The sequence below is a fragment of the Streptomyces iranensis genome, from assembly GCF_017874715.1.
GTDB classification, from domain to species: domain Bacteria; phylum Actinomycetota; class Actinomycetes; order Streptomycetales; family Streptomycetaceae; genus Streptomyces; species Streptomyces iranensis.
This window is the reverse complement of record NZ_JAGGLR010000008.1, coordinates 142,435-158,293: the sequence shown is the minus strand read 5'-3', so window position 1 is coordinate 158,293 and position 15,859 is coordinate 142,435. Positions and strand designations below refer to the sequence as shown.

The 15,859-nt window shown below is 70.6% G+C and carries 12 protein-coding genes; 8 read left to right on the top strand and 4 right to left on the bottom strand.

Translation table 11 applies throughout. The annotated features are described in order from the left end of the window. Positions 1–10: 10 nt before the first annotated feature. The 3 genes from J2Z30_RS16125 to J2Z30_RS16115 are packed head-to-tail and all read left to right on the top strand — an operon-like array spanning position 11 to position 3,734. Positions 11–1,522, top strand: a complete 1,512-nt coding sequence (locus J2Z30_RS16125) for a vWA domain-containing protein (RefSeq protein ID WP_044571396.1) — start codon at positions 11–13, stop codon at positions 1,520–1,522. Further along, positions 1,519–2,451 carry a GlnX family signal transduction membrane protein gene (locus J2Z30_RS16120; RefSeq protein ID WP_044571398.1) on the top strand — a complete coding sequence of 311 codons (933 nt, stop codon included), beginning with the start codon at positions 1,519–1,521 and terminating at the stop codon, positions 2,449–2,451. The genes J2Z30_RS16125 and J2Z30_RS16120 overlap by 4 nt, the downstream gene beginning before the upstream one ends. Continuing rightward, positions 2,448–3,734: an ABC transporter substrate-binding protein gene (locus J2Z30_RS16115; RefSeq protein WP_052701425.1), complete on the top strand. Its 1,287-nt coding sequence runs from the start codon at positions 2,448–2,450 to the stop codon at positions 3,732–3,734. Before J2Z30_RS16120 ends, J2Z30_RS16115 begins: the two co-directional genes overlap by 4 nt. A 65-nt stretch (positions 3,735–3,799) precedes the next feature. On the opposite strand, the gene J2Z30_RS16110 is transcribed toward J2Z30_RS16115, so the two are convergent. Further along, the gene (locus J2Z30_RS16110; RefSeq protein ID WP_044571402.1) at positions 3,800–5,707 is read right to left on the bottom strand and encodes a DUF8823 domain-containing protein; all 1,908 of its coding nucleotides are present in this window, start codon (positions 5,705–5,707) and stop codon (positions 3,800–3,802) included. A 199-nt stretch (positions 5,708–5,906) separates the two neighbouring features. Continuing rightward, positions 5,907–8,465: a D-alanyl-D-alanine carboxypeptidase family protein gene (locus J2Z30_RS16105; protein ID WP_209468693.1), complete on the bottom strand. Its 2,559-nt coding sequence runs from the start codon at positions 8,463–8,465 to the stop codon at positions 5,907–5,909. 255 nt (positions 8,466–8,720) lie between these two features. Between J2Z30_RS16105 and J2Z30_RS16100 the strand changes: the two genes are divergently transcribed. From J2Z30_RS16100 to J2Z30_RS16090, 3 genes are all read left to right on the top strand, one after another. Then, entirely contained in the window at positions 8,721–9,476 is a 756-nt protein-coding gene (locus J2Z30_RS16100; protein WP_044571408.1) for a GOLPH3/VPS74 family protein, read from the top strand. Positions 9,477–9,857: 381 nt separating this feature from the next. Continuing rightward, entirely contained in the window at positions 9,858–10,751 is an 894-nt protein-coding gene (locus J2Z30_RS16095; protein ID WP_044571409.1) for a helix-turn-helix domain-containing protein, read from the top strand. A 193-nt stretch (positions 10,752–10,944) separates the two neighbouring features. Beyond that, a complete protein-coding gene (locus J2Z30_RS16090) occupies positions 10,945–11,154 on the top strand; it encodes a DUF397 domain-containing protein (RefSeq protein ID WP_078956722.1) in 210 nt (69 codons plus the stop codon). A 133-nt stretch (positions 11,155–11,287) separates the two neighbouring features. On the opposite strand, the gene J2Z30_RS16085 is transcribed toward J2Z30_RS16090, so the two are convergent. After that, positions 11,288–12,115 (bottom strand): hypothetical protein, encoded by an 828-nt coding sequence (locus J2Z30_RS16085; RefSeq protein ID WP_044571415.1) that lies wholly within the window; start codon positions 12,113–12,115, stop codon positions 11,288–11,290. A gap of 154 nt (positions 12,116–12,269) precedes the next feature. On the opposite strand from J2Z30_RS16085, the gene J2Z30_RS16080 reads away from it, so the two are divergent. After that, positions 12,270–13,052: an SDR family oxidoreductase gene (locus tag J2Z30_RS16080; RefSeq protein WP_044571417.1), complete on the top strand. Its 783-nt coding sequence runs from the start codon at positions 12,270–12,272 to the stop codon at positions 13,050–13,052. A gap of 314 nt (positions 13,053–13,366) precedes the next feature. Next, positions 13,367–14,941 (top strand): sodium:solute symporter family protein, encoded by a 1,575-nt coding sequence (locus J2Z30_RS16075; RefSeq protein ID WP_044571420.1) that lies wholly within the window; start codon positions 13,367–13,369, stop codon positions 14,939–14,941. A gap of 126 nt (positions 14,942–15,067) precedes the next feature. Here the strand turns inward: J2Z30_RS16075 and J2Z30_RS16070 are convergent, their stop codons facing one another. Beyond that, positions 15,068–15,646, bottom strand: coding sequence for a GNAT family N-acetyltransferase (locus J2Z30_RS16070; protein WP_078956723.1), 579 nt, complete (start codon positions 15,644–15,646; stop codon positions 15,068–15,070). Between the last annotated feature and the right edge of the window lie 213 nt (positions 15,647–15,859).

The window sequence follows — 15,859 nt, the reverse complement described above, 5'->3', positions numbered from 1 at the left end:
GGGGGATCAGATGAACGAGGACCGCAGAAGGAGACAGCACGGCCCAGGCCCGGAGGGCGCGGACGGGGGCCCGGCCCTCACCCTGCGGGTGCACCAGAACAAGTACCTGCCCGCCTCCGCGGGCCGCACCGAGATGCACGCCATCGTCAGCGTGCGGGCCCACGGCCTGGGCCCGGCGGCGGCCCGTACCGCCACGTCGGAGGTCATCGTCATCGACTGCTCGATGTCGATGAGCTGGCCGCCGACGAAGATCGCGGCGGCGCGCCGGGCCACCGCCACCGCGGTCGGCATACTGCGCGACGGCACCCGCTTCGCGATCGTCGAGGGCACCGAACAGGCCCAGGTGGTCTATCCGTTCACCGGCGGCATGGCGGTGGCGGGGCCGGACACCAAGGCCGCCGCCGCCCGGGTGGCGGCCCGGCTGCCCGCGGTCGGCGGCACCGCGATGGGCTCCTGGCTGGATCTCGCCCGGCGGCTGCATCTGCGGCAGCCCGCCGCGATCCGGCACACCCTGCTGCTCACCGACGGCCGCAACGAACACGACCCGCCCGGCTATCTGGACCAGGTGCTGGACGCCTGCGCCCCGCATTTCACCTGTGACGCGCGCGGGATCGGCGACGGCTGGGACGCCACCGAGCTGAAGCGGATCGCGCACCGGCTGCACGGCCGGGCCGACGCGGTCCTGAAGGACTCCGCGCTGGCCGCCGAGTTCGAGGAGATGGTCTCCGCCTCGATGGCCAAGGCGCTGGCCGGGGTGCGGATCCGGATCCGCACCCGGGCGGGCAGCCGGGTCGGCTTCGTCAAGCAGGTGCACCCCACCCGGGCGGACCTCACCGACGAGGGCGTCCGTCCCGATGAGCGCACCTGGGAGTGGACCAGCAGGGCGTGGGGCGACGAGACCCGCGAGTACCAGGTGTCCGTGCTCGCCGATCCGCGGCGCGATCCGATGGGCGAGGACGTGGAGCTGGCCGCCGTGGAGCTGGTGGTGGAGGGCGACACCGCGCTGCCGCCGCCCGAGCCGGAGTCGGTGCTGGTCCAGTGGACGGACGAGGTGCTGCTGTCGTCCCGTATCGACCCCCGGCTGGCCCACTACGACGCCGACTCCGAGCTGGGTCACGCGATCACCGCGGGCTGCGACGCGTACGAGGCGGGTGACCGGGAGCGGGCCCGCCGCCAGTGGGGGCGCGCCGTCCAGCTGGCCCATCAGCTGGGCGGCGAGAAGATGCTGGCCCGGCTGAGCGGGCTGGTCCATATCGTCGACGCGGCCACCGGCGAGGTGCGGATCCGCGAGCCCATCCGGCCGCTGGACCTCAACTCGGTGATCGTCGTGTCGGAGGAGAGCGCCCCCTTCATGGGGATGGAGCGCCCGGGGCCCGCCGCGCCGCCCGCCGCGGATGTCCTCTGCCCTGCCTGCGGGCGCCGGTCGCCCGCCACCGCCGGGTTCTGCCAGCAGTGCAACGCTCCGCTGAACGGTGAACCGGGCGAATCGGGTCAAGCGGGCGGTGCGGGCGGTGAGACATGACCGCCACCCGGGCCTTCCTGGTGCGCCGGCTGATCGCCCTGCTCGTGGTCACGGCGGTGGGCGTGGCCACGCTGCTGGCCGCGTACTACGGCGTCAGCCGCAACTCCAGGGCGGTGACCGACCGGTCCACCCCGGCGATACTGCAGGTGGCAGCCGCGATCGACGCGCTGAACGCCTCGTACGACGAGGCGCGGCGCAGCATCTCGAGCCCCACGGCGGAGTTCGAGGGGCTCAGCGAGGAGTACCGCGACAAGCTGTCGACGGCCAAGCAGAGCCTGACCCAGGTGTCCAAGAGCACCATCGGGGGCGAGTCGGCGCGCGGGGCCCTGCGCACCTCGGCGGCGCTGGTGACGTCCTATGACGACACCGTCGAGCAGGCGTACGCGAACCGGGAGAACCCGACGCTCAGGGATGCCTACCTGCGGTACGCCGACTCCATCCTGCGGCACGACCACAGCGGTGTCCTCGACCGGCTGAGGGCGGTGCAGCAGCGGCAGTTCGGCGTGCTCGACGACCAGACCTCGTTCGGCTGGCTGCTGGCGTTCGCCTGGTGGCTGCTGGTGCCGGGGCTGTTCCTCACGCTGGCGGCGCTGCTGGTCCACACCCAGCGCTTTCTGCGGCACCGCTTCCGGCGGCTGGTCAATCCCTGGCTGGCGGCGGCGACCGCACTGCTCGTCGCCCTGCTGCCGCTGGCGGTGTTCACGTACCAGACCCAGGACCGGCTGGAGTCGGCTCGGGCCAGCCTGACCCAATCGGACATCGGCCGCACCGGCGGCCCCACCGCCAGGGAGGTCGCGAGGACGATGCGGAACGCGCATTGGCAGGCCGGTGCGGTCGGCTGGATACCCGTGGGCGGCGCCGTGCTGGCCGCCCTGATCCTGGTGGGTCTCCAGCCGCGTATCGACGAGTACCGGTTCCAGCCCCGATGAGCGCGGCGAAGCGGTCCGGTCACGCCACGGCCACGGTCCTCGGGCTGTGGATGGTGCTGCTGTGTGTCGTGGGCGCGGGCGATACGAGCGGCTGGCAGTCGCGCGGCAGCGTCAGCGTGCTCGCGTCATGGACCCGCGACGAGGGCGAGGCGTTCCGGGCCCTGCTGGACACGTTCACCCGGCGTACCGGCATCCATGTGGACTATCAGGGCACCACCGCGCTGCGCGAGGTGCTGTCCTCGGAGGTGGCCTCCGGGACCCCGCCCGACATCGCCGTACTGCCCAGCACGGGCGAGCTGGCCGCGTACGCCCGCCAGCGCCAGCTGACCCCGCTGGACGGAGTGATCCCGAGCCGGGAGCGCACGGCCTACGGAAAGCTGTGGACGCCCCGGCTGAGCGCCGACGGGCCGGTGTACGGGATCGCGGTCAAGGCCGATCTGAAGAGCATCGTGTGGTACGACCGCGACCGCCGCCCAGGAGCGCTGCCCGCCCTCGCCGCCGACGGCCGCCAGTGGTGCGTCGGCATGGGCGACGACGCGGCCTCCGGCTGGCCCGGCACCGACTGGATCGAGGATCTGCTCCTCCAGCAGCAGGGCAGATCCGTCTACCAGGACTGGGCCACCGGCGGGCTGCCGTGGACGGACCCCCGGGTGGAGCGGGCCTGGAAGAGCTGGGGCTCGCTCTTCGGCAATGACACCGCGCGCACCGCCCTGATCACAGACTTCCGCGAGACGGGCGCGAAGCTGTTCGGCACGAAACCGCCATGCGCGCTGGAGCACCAGGGATCGTTCATCCGCGGCGGCTACCCCGACCCCGCCAAGGCGGCCTTCGCCTTCTCCCCCGGGCTCCTCCCCGACACCGACCAGCGATCCACCGCCCGGGAGGTGTCCGGCGACTTCGCCGCGATGTTCCGCGACACCCCGCAGGCCCAGGAGCTGATGCGCTATCTGATCTCGGCCGACGCCCAGCGGGTGTGGGGCGAGAAGACCGCCGACAGCAGCACCCACCCGTTCTTCGCCAACCGCGACGTCCAGTTGGACGCCCAGGGCGACGACGCCGTGGGCCGGAGCATCGCGAAGACGCTCCGGGACTCGGCCTCGCTGTGCCTGGACGCCTCCGACGCCATGCCCACGCGAATGCGGGTGGCCTTCCAGCGCGCCGCGCTGGCCTATCTCAGCGACACCAGCAAGCCGCCGGACGGGCTGCTGCGCAGCCTGGAGAGAATCCGCCAGAGCCTGCGCGACACCCCCGACCAGCCCTGGCTGTCGACGGTCTGCGGCTGACCGGACTCAGGAAGCCGGGCCGCGGCCGACCCGGCTCAGGAAACCGGGCCGGCCGATGACCGGGTTCAGGGCGCCATCTCGTCCGGGCAGGGCGTGCCGCGCGGCAGCTGGTACTTGCCCGTTATGCGGTAGATGCCGGGCCGGGGGGCGTGCAGCACCGTCCACTCGTCCTCCGGCTGGCCCTCTTCCCCGGCCTCGATCTGCTTGGTGAGGCAGCCCTCGCGGTTGATCGGCAGCCGGTCGTCCTCCCCCTTCGGGGCCCGGACGCTGTGCCCGTCCTTGTCCACCAGGCCCAGCCACGGCGAGTACGGGATGCGGATGAGCACCGGGCCCTTGGCGCGGACCGACAGCACCAGCTGGTCGGCGCCCGCGCGCCGCACGGTGGCGGGCGGGTCGGCGATCTGGGTCGGGTCCTTGACCTCGTACAGCTTCCAGTTCTCGTCCGACCAGACCTGGCGCAGATACGGCAGCGCGGTGCCGAGCAGCTCGGACTCCTTCTCCGCCGCGGTGTCCGGGTCGTCCGCGGGCAGCACCACATAGTGCACCGCCCAGCGCTTGAGCCATTCGTGGTAGCTGACCGGGGTGAGGGTGTCCTCACCGTAGAAGATCGGGTTCCGGTCCAGGTCGCGCTGGCGGTTCCAGCCGCGCGCCAGATTGACGTAGGGGGCGAGCGCGGAGGACTCGCGGTGGCTGCGCACCGGAACCACCTCGACCCGGCCCCGGTCGGCCTGCTCCCGCTTGAGCCGGTCGACCAGCGGCGCCAGCTCCCGGGCCCAGGACGCCGAGGGGGCGGTGTGGATCACGTCGTCGGCGGTCTTGACCCCCTGCCACACCGTGACGGTCGCGAGCGCCAGCACCAGGACGGTCCAGCGGCGGCCCGCGCGCGTCGTGCGCAGCTCGGCGCGCGGCGGCTTGCGCACCGCGGGCAGCGCGGCGATCAGCACCACACCGCCGAAGACCATGCCGAGCCGGGAGATATTGGTACCGATCTGGGAGGGGATCGCCCAGGTGAGCACCACTCCCAGGCAGTAGAGCCCGGCCCCGACCCGCACCGTCGACCAGGTGCGCGGCACGCACTTCAGCGTGGCGGCACCGGTGATGAACGGCAGGATCACCGACCCGATGCCCATCGGCTGCTCACCCGAGAAGGGGAACAGCCACGCCGACAGGCCGACCACCACGGCCGGGGTGACCCCGAGCGCGTACGCGGCGGGGCGCCGCTTGGTCAGCCACAGCCCGGCGGCCACGACGCCCACGAACAGACCGGCCACCGGACTGGACATGGTCGCCAGCGCCGACAGCAGGGCGGCCAGGACGAACCGTCCGGTCTTGTGGTGCCAGCGCCGGGAGCGCCACCGCCGGGGCCAGGCGAAGATCACGGCGACGGCCGCGAGCCCGAACATCGCGCCGAGCCCGAAGGTCACCCGGCCCGAGATGGCGTTGCAGGTCAGCGCGAACGCGCCGTACATGGCGGGCCACATCGGCCGCCGTACGGCACGGCTGCGCACCAGCAGCAGCGCGAGCAGCCCGGCGGACAGCGTCCCCGCGACCATCATCGTCGAGCGGACCCCGAGGACCGCCATCAGATATGGCGAGATGACGCTGTACGAGACGGGGTGCATCCCGCCGTACCAGGCCAGGTTGTACGCCAGGTCCGGGTGCTGGAGGGCGAACTCCGCCCAGGCGTCCTGCGCGGCGAGGTCACCGCCGCTGTTCGCGAGCAGCGCCACCCACACCAGATGCAGCAGCGCGGCGGCGGCCAGGGCGGCCAGAACCGGATGGCGCAGGGCCGCCGTCCTGGCTCGCTGGAGCAGCCCGCCCGAAGCGGCCTGGCGGCTCTCGTGCTCCGCCTCCGCCTCCGCCGGGCCGGTCGGCTCGGCCGGCCAGCGCTGTGTGGGTACGCGTATTCGTGCGGCGGTGCTCTCCTCCGAGCCCCCGCTTTCATCGGCCCGTGTCGGATCCACGGTGGTCACTGCGGCTCTCCCCGTCTTCCCCCGAGGTCTGCCCCATCGTCCTCAACCCCGCGCCGGGTCACTCCGGTTCCGCGGTGGGTCCAGGCCGGGGACCCATCGACGCTAGCACGCTCGGGCGGCCCCGATCCGGCTCGGGCCCCGGCGGCGTTTCGCGCCGGGGCCGCTTTCCCTCGTCCCCTCTATCCACTTCCCTCGCGGGTCAGCCGATACGGGTCAGTTTCGCGCCGAACGACGGCTCGGACAGATCACCCTGAAGCGCCACCGGCGCCTTCAGCTGTCCGGGGCCCGTGCCCACGGTCACCTCGCCGACGACCGTGCCCGCCTTGGCCGAGTGCGGCACCTTCTCACCGCCGTCGCCGATCTTGATGTCGACCGTCAGACCGGACCAGCCGACCGCCTTCAGATCCTTGGTGGCGACGACCGGAGTGGTGCCGCCGAGGCCGTCGTCGACCTGGCCGACGACATCGCCCTTCTTGATGACGGTGGCCGAGGTGAGGGCGTCCTGCGCGGCGGTGATCAGCTTGTAGCTGTTGGTCTGCGCGAGCTGGAGGCTGGCGTCCAGCGTGGTGGTCGCGCGCTGCTCGAGGACCACACCGAGGACCCGCTGCTTCTTGCCGTCGATCGTCCGCACCGCGCCCCACATCAGCGCACCGCCGGCCGGAGTGGACGAACCGGTCTTGATACCGATCACACCCGGCTTCACCAGCAGATTGTTGTTGTTGTAGATGCGGTCGTCGAGCCCCGGGATTTCGGTGTTGGGCGTGGCCACGACCGCCCGGAACGCATCGGACTGCATCGCCGCCTTCGCGAGCTTCAGCTGGTCGGCGGCGGTGGACTTGGTGGACTCCTTCAGACCGCTGGGGTCGGTGTAGGTGGTGTGCTTCATCCCCAGGCTCTCGGCCGCGTCGTTCATCTTCTTCACGAACGCGTCGAGCGATCCGGCGTCCCAGCGGGCGAGCAGCCGGGCGATGTTGTTGCTGGAGTTGATCAGCAGCAGCTGGAGCAGCTGGTGCTGGGTGAAGGTCTGCCCCTCCTTGACCTCCGCCCGCGACTCGTCGGCGGACTTCGCCTCCTCGGCCGCCTGCGCGTCGATCTTGATCTTCGGACCCTCCGCGTCACCCTTCAGCGGATGATCCTTGAGCACCACATAGGCCGTCATGACCTTGGTGACGCTGGCGATCGGCACGGGCTTCTGCTCGCCGGAGGTGCCCAGGCTGCCCACGCCCTCGACCTCGGCGGCCGACTGCCCCTGGTCGGGCCACGGCATGGAGAGCGCGCCGCCGCCGAAGCGGTAGCTGGCGTCCGAGGTGAGCTTCAGCGACGGATCCGGCAGCGGCCGCATCGCCTGGACGACGCCCAGGATGACCACCAGCAGCACGGCCAGCGGCGTCCAGATCTTGACCCGGCGGACCGCCGTCCGCAGTGGCGTCTCGGGCTTGGGCGGCGTGTTCGTCAGCTGCGCCAGCAGGTCGAGCGGCGCGGGCTGCTTGCCGTCCGGGGCCAGCGGCGGAAGCGGCTGCTGCTTGGTCCGCTCGGCCTCGGGGACCGCCGCGGGCGGGGCGGCGGGGGCCTTCGGCGCGGCGGGCGGGGCCGCGGGCTTCGGCGGGGCCGGGTCGTCGGGGGACCGCAGCGGGACGAACTTGCTGGTCCGCTCGTTGTCCGACTCGCCGACGGGCTTCTTGCCGGACGTCTTCGCGTCGGACGCCTTGTCGGCCGTCTTGCCGTCGGCCGCCTTGTCGTCAGCCGGGGGGCTGACCGCCTTGAAGGCGGTGGTCGGCCGGTCGACGCCCTTCTTACCGCCCTTGTCGCCCTTGTCGCCCTTTCCGGGCTTCTCCGGGAGCACGCCGAAGGCGGCCGTCGGGCGGTCGATCGGCTTGCCGGAGGCGTCGTCGCCCGCGTCGGACGCGGCGGCCTCACCGGACCCGCCCTTGGGCTCGTCCGCCTTGGCCTCTTCCTTCTTCTTGGCCTCGTCCCTCTTGGGCTCGCCCTTCTCGGACTCACCCTTCTTGTCCTTGTCCTTGCCCTCGGCGTCCGCCTTGGGCTGCACCGTACGGAAGACGGCCGTCCGCTGATCCACCGGCGGCTTCGACGACTCATCGCCGTCCTCATCCGCCCCGGCCTCGGACGCACGCTCAACCTTCGCGTCGGCGTCCTCCTTCGGCTGCACCGTACGGAAGACAGCCGTCCGCTGATCCACCGGCGGCTTCGACGACTCGTCACCGTCCTCATCCACCCCGGCCTCGGACGCACGCTCAACCTTCGCGTCGGCGTCCGCGTCATCAGAGTCGTCAGCGCCATCGGAGTCATCGGCGCCATCGGCGCCATCGGCGCCATCCGCACCGTCCTCGTCCGCTTCCGCCTCCGCGCCGGGCTCGGCCGCATCCCCCTTGGGTGATTCGTCCGACGCGCCGGCATCCGCCTCCGGCTCCGCCTTCGCCTCCGACGTCCCGGAACCTTCACCCTGTTCACTATCGCGAACACCAGAAACCTTTGCGTCGCCCCGGCCGACCGCCGGTGCCTCTGGTTCCGCTTCCGCCTCCGCTTCGGCCTTCGCCTGGGAGGTCACCCCGGGCTCGTCAGGAGCCGACTCCGGCTCCTCGGAACCCGACCGGAGGTCGTCGGACACGACGGCGACCGCCGTCGAGCCCTGGCCCGCCTCCGCTTCGCGCGAGATCGCGAGCCTCGGATCGCTCTCTCCCCTAGCCGTCTCCCCCGACGACTTCTGCTGATCCGACCTGCCGGGGGACTCGCCCGCCACCGATGCCTCCTCGATATGTGTCGCGGGACGCCCTACGCCCCACGGCGTCACGTCCCGCAGCCCAACCTCTACCAGTGTCCTGTGTGTCCGGCACGCGATCGCGCATCGCCACAGCCGGAGAGCGTCTTCAGGTGCCCGCCCACCTGCTAGACGAGAACGACATACCTACTGGTTCCCACCCAAACCCCCCAGGCACTCTCGACAGACCAATGTGAGAGGGGTCACCCTGTCATTCATCCACGCGGGGAGGCATGGATGGGCAGGAGCCGCAGAACAATTCCGGAGGAGCTTCTGCTGCTCGCTTTGGACCCGACCACGGGTACCACGGCGCAGCCGCAGTCGCTTGACCTCGGTCTTGCCGGGGCACAGCTAGTAGAGCTGGCTCTGGCCGGACGGATAGCCCCTGACGGGGATCGTATCGCCGTGGTGCTGCCACGGCCGACAGGAGATCCGACTCTGGACTCCGCGCTGGAGTTGCTGCGCCGACGCGGCAGCCCGGTGCGCGCGGTCCACTGGATCGGCGGGCCCCGACTGGGGCTGCGCCAGACGTACCTCACGCACCTGGAGCGCTGCGGCATGGTGCATGCCGTCGCGGGCCAGATGTGTGGCGTACTGCCGACGACGCGCTACCAGGCGACGGACACGGCGATCAGCCGGGAGATCAAGGCCCGGCTGGACAGTGCGATCCGCACCGGCGTACCGCCGGACCCGCGGACCGCCGCGCTCGCCGCCCTGGCCCACGCGGTCGGACTCGGCAAGCACCTGTATCCCGGGAACGAGGGGCGTTCCTCGCGCTCCAGGCTCCGGGATCTGATCCGGCACGACCCGATGGGCGGTCTCGTGGCGCACGCCGTGATGGACGTGCAGAACGGTGTCGCGGCGCAGCCACGGCGCGCACCGGCCGCAGGACCGGGCCGACCGCCGGGCACGCGCGCCGCGGCGGAGCCCGCGGCCGGCGTTCCGGCCCAGCCGTCCCGTCGCGGGAGCATGGCCCGCGTCGGAGCGCGCTGAGGCCCCTTCGGGGCACCATCGCACCAGCACGCACCACCCAGCCCGTCGAACGCACCAGCAGCCCGTCAGCGGGGCGGCGGACACCGTTCCCGGCACCGTCCGGGGCGGAGCGCCACCGTCCGGCTCCGAGCAGCACCGAGCACCACTGACGCTCCACCGACCGCACCGCAGTCCCCACTGACCCGGTTCGGGAGCCGCTGAAGCGCGCGGGGTGGTGGGACGGCCGTCTTGGACGACCGGCCGTCCCACCGCCCCGCGCGCGCGTTCGCCCACCGTTGTGCGGCCGCCCTTGTGCGGCCATTTCCCAGCGCGGCCCCGTCCGGTAGTGGCAGGCTGCTGAGCAGCATAAATCAGCAGTACGAAGCCGGAGGTGCACGTCCCGTGACATCGAACGTCGGCCCCACTGTCCGGCGACGCCGGTTGGGCCAGGAACTGCGCAGGCTCCGCCAGGAGAAGGGCATGACGGCGGAGGAGGTGGCGGAGGAGCTGATGGTCTCCCAGTCGAAGATCAGCCGACTGGAGAACGGGCGCCGCAGCATCAGTCAGCGCGATGTGCGCGACCTGTGCCGCACCTACAAGGTGGAGGACAAGGCGCTGGTCGATTCCCTGATGCAAATGGCGAAGGAGTCTCGCCAGCAGGGCTGGTGGAACGCGTTCGGCGATGTGCCGTACAGCGTCTACATCGGCTTCGAGACGGACGCGGCGTCGCTGCGGGTCTACGAACCCCAGGTGCTGCCCGGCCTCTTGCAGACCCCGGAGTACGCGGAGGCGGTGATCAGCGGCGCCCTGCCGGAGGCCCCGCAGGACCAGATCGCGCAGCGGGTGCAGGTCCGGCTCAGGCGCCAGGAGCGGATCACCGACCCGCTGGCCCCGCTTCGGCTGTGGGCGGTCGTGGACGAGGCGGCGATGCGGCGGGTGGTCGGCAATTCCAAGATCATGAGCGATCAGCTGGACTATCTGGTCCGGATGAGCCACGAGCCCCATGTGACGGTGCAGGCGCTGCCCTTCGACATGGGGTCGCATCCGGGGATGAGCGGGCAGTTCACCATTCTGGAGTTCTCCGACGAGTCGGACACCAGCGTCGTCTATCTCGAGGGCGTGACCAGCGACCTGTATCTGGAGAAGCTCAGCGATGTGCAGAGCTACAGCATGATGTACGAGCATCTGCGGGCCCAGGCGCTGAACGCGGATCAGAGCCGCCAGTTCATCACCGAGATGGCCCAGGAGCACGCCCGCAGGCACCAGGAGGAGAGCGAGGCGGCACCGGCGGACTGAGGGGGGACGGAAACGCTCCGGCGCGAACGGCGAAGGGCGGAGGCTACACCTCCGCGCCTCGCCACGGAAGGGGCCACGGGAATATGCCATCCGGTCGAGTGAATGGCCCGCTTTCCAGACGATGTTGCCGAGTAACGTCGGTGACGCCTCCAATCGGGGGTACGTCTCATCTACACAATGCATCGGAGCAATCGTGTCCATTCAGCAGGGAAAGACGAGCATGTGGGTGAAATCCTCGTACTCGGCCGGAAACGGCGCTTGCGTGGAAATCTCCTCCCCGGTCATCAGCGAGATCGCCGTGCGCGACTCCAAGGACCCGCAGGGACCGACGCTCAACTTCGCCCCCGCATCGTGGTCGGCCTTTGTGTCCGACGTCAGCCGAGGCACCTTCGACCTCGGCTGATCTCCGCAACACCCGGCCGCGGTAGCGCGGTCGGCGGCGCGGAGCGCCAAGCCCGCATCCGAGCCCTCTCGACCGGTCGCCGTCCCTGCCGAGAGGGCTCTTGCCGTTTCCGGCGCTTTCCCGCATCGCCGCTTCAGCGGAGTTCCGCCACGTATTGGTCCGTACCGGGAATCGTCGGAATGAACGGCGCCATGAATTCCACCCGGCCGAGACCGGCAGCGGCCACTTCACCGTCCAGACCGGTGAAACAGGGGTCCCAGCACTCCCGGGGATCGGACTCCAGGAACCAGAGCAGGGTCAGCCGGGTGTCGACCCCCTCGACCTGCTTCACATACGACATCCGGTCCGAGGGCAGCGGGGTTGGCCGGAAGACCGTCACCATCGCAGCGGGCGAGCCCGCGAGCCGGCGCGGCAGATGTCTGGATCGGAGCCATGCGAGCAGTTCCTCCCGCTGCTCCGGGCCCTCGCTCTCGATCACCTCCAGTGCCAGCCCGGCGTAGGGGTGGTCCAGCGCGTGGTGATCACGCGGCCCGGCCGCCCCGTCCCGGTAGACGGTGGCCTCGTGGTCCTGGAAGGCCGTGAAGATGTGCGTACGGTCCTGGTAGACCCGCCCGTCCCGCAGGAGCCGCTTGTTGATGCCGACCGTCCACCGCATGTGGTCCGCGTAGCGCCCCTCGGTGAGCCAGTAGACGGAGAGGTAGCAGCCGGCGGTCACCGGCTGGGCGATCGCCGACTTCCCGGGGTAGCGCAGCAGTTGCAGCTCACGGGTGGCGACCCAGCGGCGGCCCGCGTACATCCAGGGCATGGCCATCGCGCCCGCGATGAAGTGGTCGTCCTCGTACCAGCGGTTGTAGGCGTACTCATGACCCGGGTGCGGCTCGACCAGGGTGATCAGGGCATGGCCCGGACGCACCCCGTACGGGCCGACGGAGGCCAGTTCCGCGTACGCGTCGCTCGTCATGTCCCTCAGGTTTAGCTGACGTGACGTCAGTTGGGGAGGGGTGCGCACGAATCAAGTGCGCGGAATCGGACGGCGAAACGGGGCCGGTGGCGCTCTGGCCATCTCACGGCCGCACCCCTAACCTGACGCGACGCCAGATACGGGAGGGACCGCCATGCCGCTGCGGGACAAGACCGTCGTCGTCTCCGGGGTCGGACCCGGACTGGGAGCCCGGGTGGTGGCCGCGTGCGTCCGGGACGGGGCCCGGGTGGTGCTGGGCGCGCGGACCGGGGAGCGGCTGCCGAAGGTGGCGGAGGAGGTCGATCCGGGCGGTGAGCACACCGCCTGGCGGCCCACCGACATCGCGGACGAGGCGCAGTGCGAGGCCCTCGCCACGCTCGCCCTCGACCGCTTCGGCCGGATCGACGCCGTGGTCCATGTGGCCGCGCTGGACAGCCACTTCGGCGGGCTGGAGGACGCCGACTTCGCCTCCTGGGCGCGGGTGGTGGACATCAATCTGTTCGGGACGCTCCGGATGACCCGTGCCTGTCTGCCCGCGCTGAAGCGGAGCGGGGGCTCGGTCGTGCTGATCGGCACCCAGTCGTCGTCAGCCGCCCCCACCGAGCTGCGCCAGACCGCCTACGCCGCCTCCAAGGGCGCGCTGACCTCCGCCATGTACGCGCTCGCGCGTGAGCTGGGTCCGCACCGGATACGGGTCAACACCGTGCAGCCCGGCTGGATGTGGGGGCCGCCGGTGCAGGCGTATGTGACCTTCACCGCGCAGACCGAGGGCGTGAGCGAGGCCGAGGTGCTGAGCCGGCTCACCGACCGGATGGCCCTGCCGGAGCTGGCGACGGACGGCGATGTGGCGGAGGCCGCGGCGTTCCTGGCCTCCGACCGGGCACGGGCGATCACCGGGCAGTCGCTGCTGGTGAACGCTGGTGAACTGATGCGTTAGCGCGACTCCTGTCCGGCCTTTCGGGATCCCGCTCCCGTGCGACCCAGCGATCGATGGGCGTGCGTCTGACGAAGTGCCCGCTCATCGTGGGCGTACAGACATGCGAACGACAACGCCCCGTCAGGTCAAGAAAGCGTAAATTCGTTCTTCTTTCTGATCTGCGTTCACATTCGTGACCTATAGAACCCTTGACCGGTCACCCGAACGAGCGGTTCAATCCCGGAAGTACCCCGCTCCCGCTCGGGGGAACCGTCCATGACGAACGTCGCGGCGAAGTGCGCTCCCGTTCATATGGCGGACCCCTGGGAGGGGACATGAACAGTCTCGACTGGGTTGTACTGATCGGATACTTCGGTGTCATGGTCGGCATCGGCCTCTGGTCCCACAAGCGTGTGGACAACGTCAGCGACTTCTTCACCGCGGGCGGCAAGATGCCCTGGTGGCTGTCCGGGATCTCGCACCACATGTCCGGCTACAGCGCGGTGATGTTCACGGGATACGCGGCCATCGCCTACCAATACGGCATCACCTCCTATGTCACCTGGTCCTTCCCCATCGCCATCGGCGTCGCGATCGGCGCCAACCTCTTCGCGCCGCGCCTGAACCGGGTGCGCAGCAAACTCAGGGTGGCCTCGCCGCTCGAATATCTGAAGAACCGCTACAACCTGCCCACGCAGCAGGCGCTGGCCTGGTCCGGGGTTCTGTTGAAGATCGTGGACGTGGGTGCCAAGTGGGCGGCCATCGCCACCCTGCTCTCCATCTTCACCGGTGTCTCACTCAACCAGGGCATCCTGATCACGGGCGCGGTCACCGCCGTCTACTGCACCGTCGGCGGGCTGTGGGCCGACGCGCTCACCGAACTCGGCCAGTTCATCATCCAGTTCGTGGCGGGCATCTCGATGCTGATCGCCGTACTCCACGAGCTGGACGGCTTCAGCACCTTCTGGACCGTCTGGGACGACCTCCCCGACAGCCACCACGAGCCGACCGTCGGCCCGTACACCCTGGTCTTCCTGCTCGCGTACCTCTTCATCAAGACCTTCGAGTACAACGGCGGCATGTGGAACCAGGCGCAGCGCTATATGGCGACCGACAGCGCCCACTCCGCCAAGCGCTCGGCCCGGCTGTCGGCCATTCTGTGGTTCGTCTGGCCCCTGGTGCTGTTCTTCCCCATGTGGGTCGCGCCGCTGATCATCAAGACGGACAAGCCCGCCGACTCGTACGCCGAGATGGCCGAACATCTGCTGCCGCACGGTCTGCTGGGCCTGGTCATCGTCGGCTTCTTCTCGCACACCATGGCGATGTGCTCCTCGGACGCCAACGCGATCGCGGCCGTGGTGACCCGGGACATCATGCCCGCCGTCTTCAAATCCGTACGGGAATGGTCCTCCCGCACCGGGCTGCTCGCGGCCCGCTACACCACGCTGCTCTTCCTCGCCCTGTCGATGGCCATCGCCACCCAGGTGAACTCGGACTTCTTCGGGGACATCATCACCGTTGTGATCAAGTGGGTCGCCGGGCTCATGGGGCCGATCGCGATTCCGCTGATGCTCGGCATGCTGCACACCTTCCGCAAGTCGGGTCCGACGGCGGCGCTGGTCAGCTGGGCCATGGGGCTGATCGCCTTCTACCTGGTCAACTACCCGATCAACGACGCGATCGACGGAGGCGTGAACCTGGAGTACCAGATCTCCGTCCCGCTCGCGGTCTCGCTCGTGCTCTTCATCGTCATCGGCTACCTCAAGCCGGAGGACACCCCGGAGCGCGATGCCATCCTCGCCTCGCTCAACTCGGATGACGACGGGCCGGGTTCAGCGAGTGCCGCGCTGTCGGTGCCGGAGCAGGGCGACGCGGACGGCCGCAAGTCGGTCGCGGGCGCCACGGACTGACGCCTTCCGCGCGGCGGCCATGATCCGGGCCGCCGGTCACCACCCAGTGCGGGGTGACCGGCGGCCCGGTTCTCTCTGTGGGTGCGCGCTGTCCATGGGTGCGTGGCGGCTATGGATGCGTGCCGTCTATTGGTTGGCGCGGGCCGTCAGGTCGCACTGCATGAGGTGGGTGTCGATCCACCGTCCGTGCTTGTGGCCGACCCCGGCCAGCAGTCCCGCCGGGCGGAAGCCGAAGCGCCGGTGCAGGGCGGCCGAGGCATCGCTGCCGGAGTCGGCGATGACCGCGACGACCTGCCGAACGCCCGCCTCGGCACAGCGGGACAGCAGGGCGCCGAGCAACGCGGCCCCGAGCCCCGCGCCGGTCCGCCCGGGGGCGAGGTAGATGGCGTCCTCGGCGGTGTGGCGGTAGGCGGGCTTGGGGCGCCAGGGCCCGGCGTAGGCGTATCCGACGACCGTAAGGCCGTCGTCTTCGGGGACCGTAAGGCCGTCGTCTTCGAGGGCCGTAAGGCCGTCGTCGACCTCGGCGACCAGGAACGGCAGGCCCCGGTCGGTCAGCTCCGCGAGCCGCCGCGCCCAGTCCTCGGCGGTGGGCGGGGTCTCCTCGAAGGTGACGACGGTCTCGGTGACGTAGTGACCGAAGATCGCGGCGATGGCGTCCAGGTCGGCGTGGGTGGCATCACGTATGACGGCGGCGGAGGCAGGCACCGGGCCACCTTACGGCCGACCGTACCCGGCGGGGCGGAAGTGGAACGCGGGGCCGGGGTGGCGATGAGGAGATCCCCGCCTGTCCAGGCAACCTTTTGCTCACCTGCGGTTCTCATCCGGAACGTACTATGGTCGGCCGCCCGAGCCCGCCTGCCACCGAACGCACCAACCGCACCGACCGCACCACCCGGACCCGACTCGCCCGTCCCCACC

What these genes read in the sequence shown, in the direction of transcription:
- J2Z30_RS16120 (WP_044571398.1), top strand. Translation starts at nt 1,519, where the DNA reads ATGACCGCCACCCGGGCCTTCCTGGTGCGCCGGCTGATCGCCCTGCTC.
- J2Z30_RS16075 (WP_044571420.1), top strand. Translation starts at nt 13,367, where the DNA reads ATGAACAGTCTCGACTGGGTTGTACTGATCGGATACTTCGGTGTCATG.
- J2Z30_RS16125 (WP_044571396.1), top strand. Translation starts at nt 11, where the DNA reads ATGAACGAGGACCGCAGAAGGAGACAGCACGGCCCAGGCCCGGAGGGC.
- J2Z30_RS16085 (WP_044571415.1), bottom strand. Translation starts at nt 12,115, where the DNA reads ATGACGAGCGACGCGTACGCGGAACTGGCCTCCGTCGGCCCGTACGGG.
- J2Z30_RS16080 (WP_044571417.1), top strand. Translation starts at nt 12,270, where the DNA reads ATGCCGCTGCGGGACAAGACCGTCGTCGTCTCCGGGGTCGGACCCGGA.
- J2Z30_RS16115 (WP_052701425.1), top strand. Translation starts at nt 2,448, where the DNA reads ATGAGCGCGGCGAAGCGGTCCGGTCACGCCACGGCCACGGTCCTCGGG.
- J2Z30_RS16100 (WP_044571408.1), top strand. Translation starts at nt 8,721, where the DNA reads ATGGGCAGGAGCCGCAGAACAATTCCGGAGGAGCTTCTGCTGCTCGCT.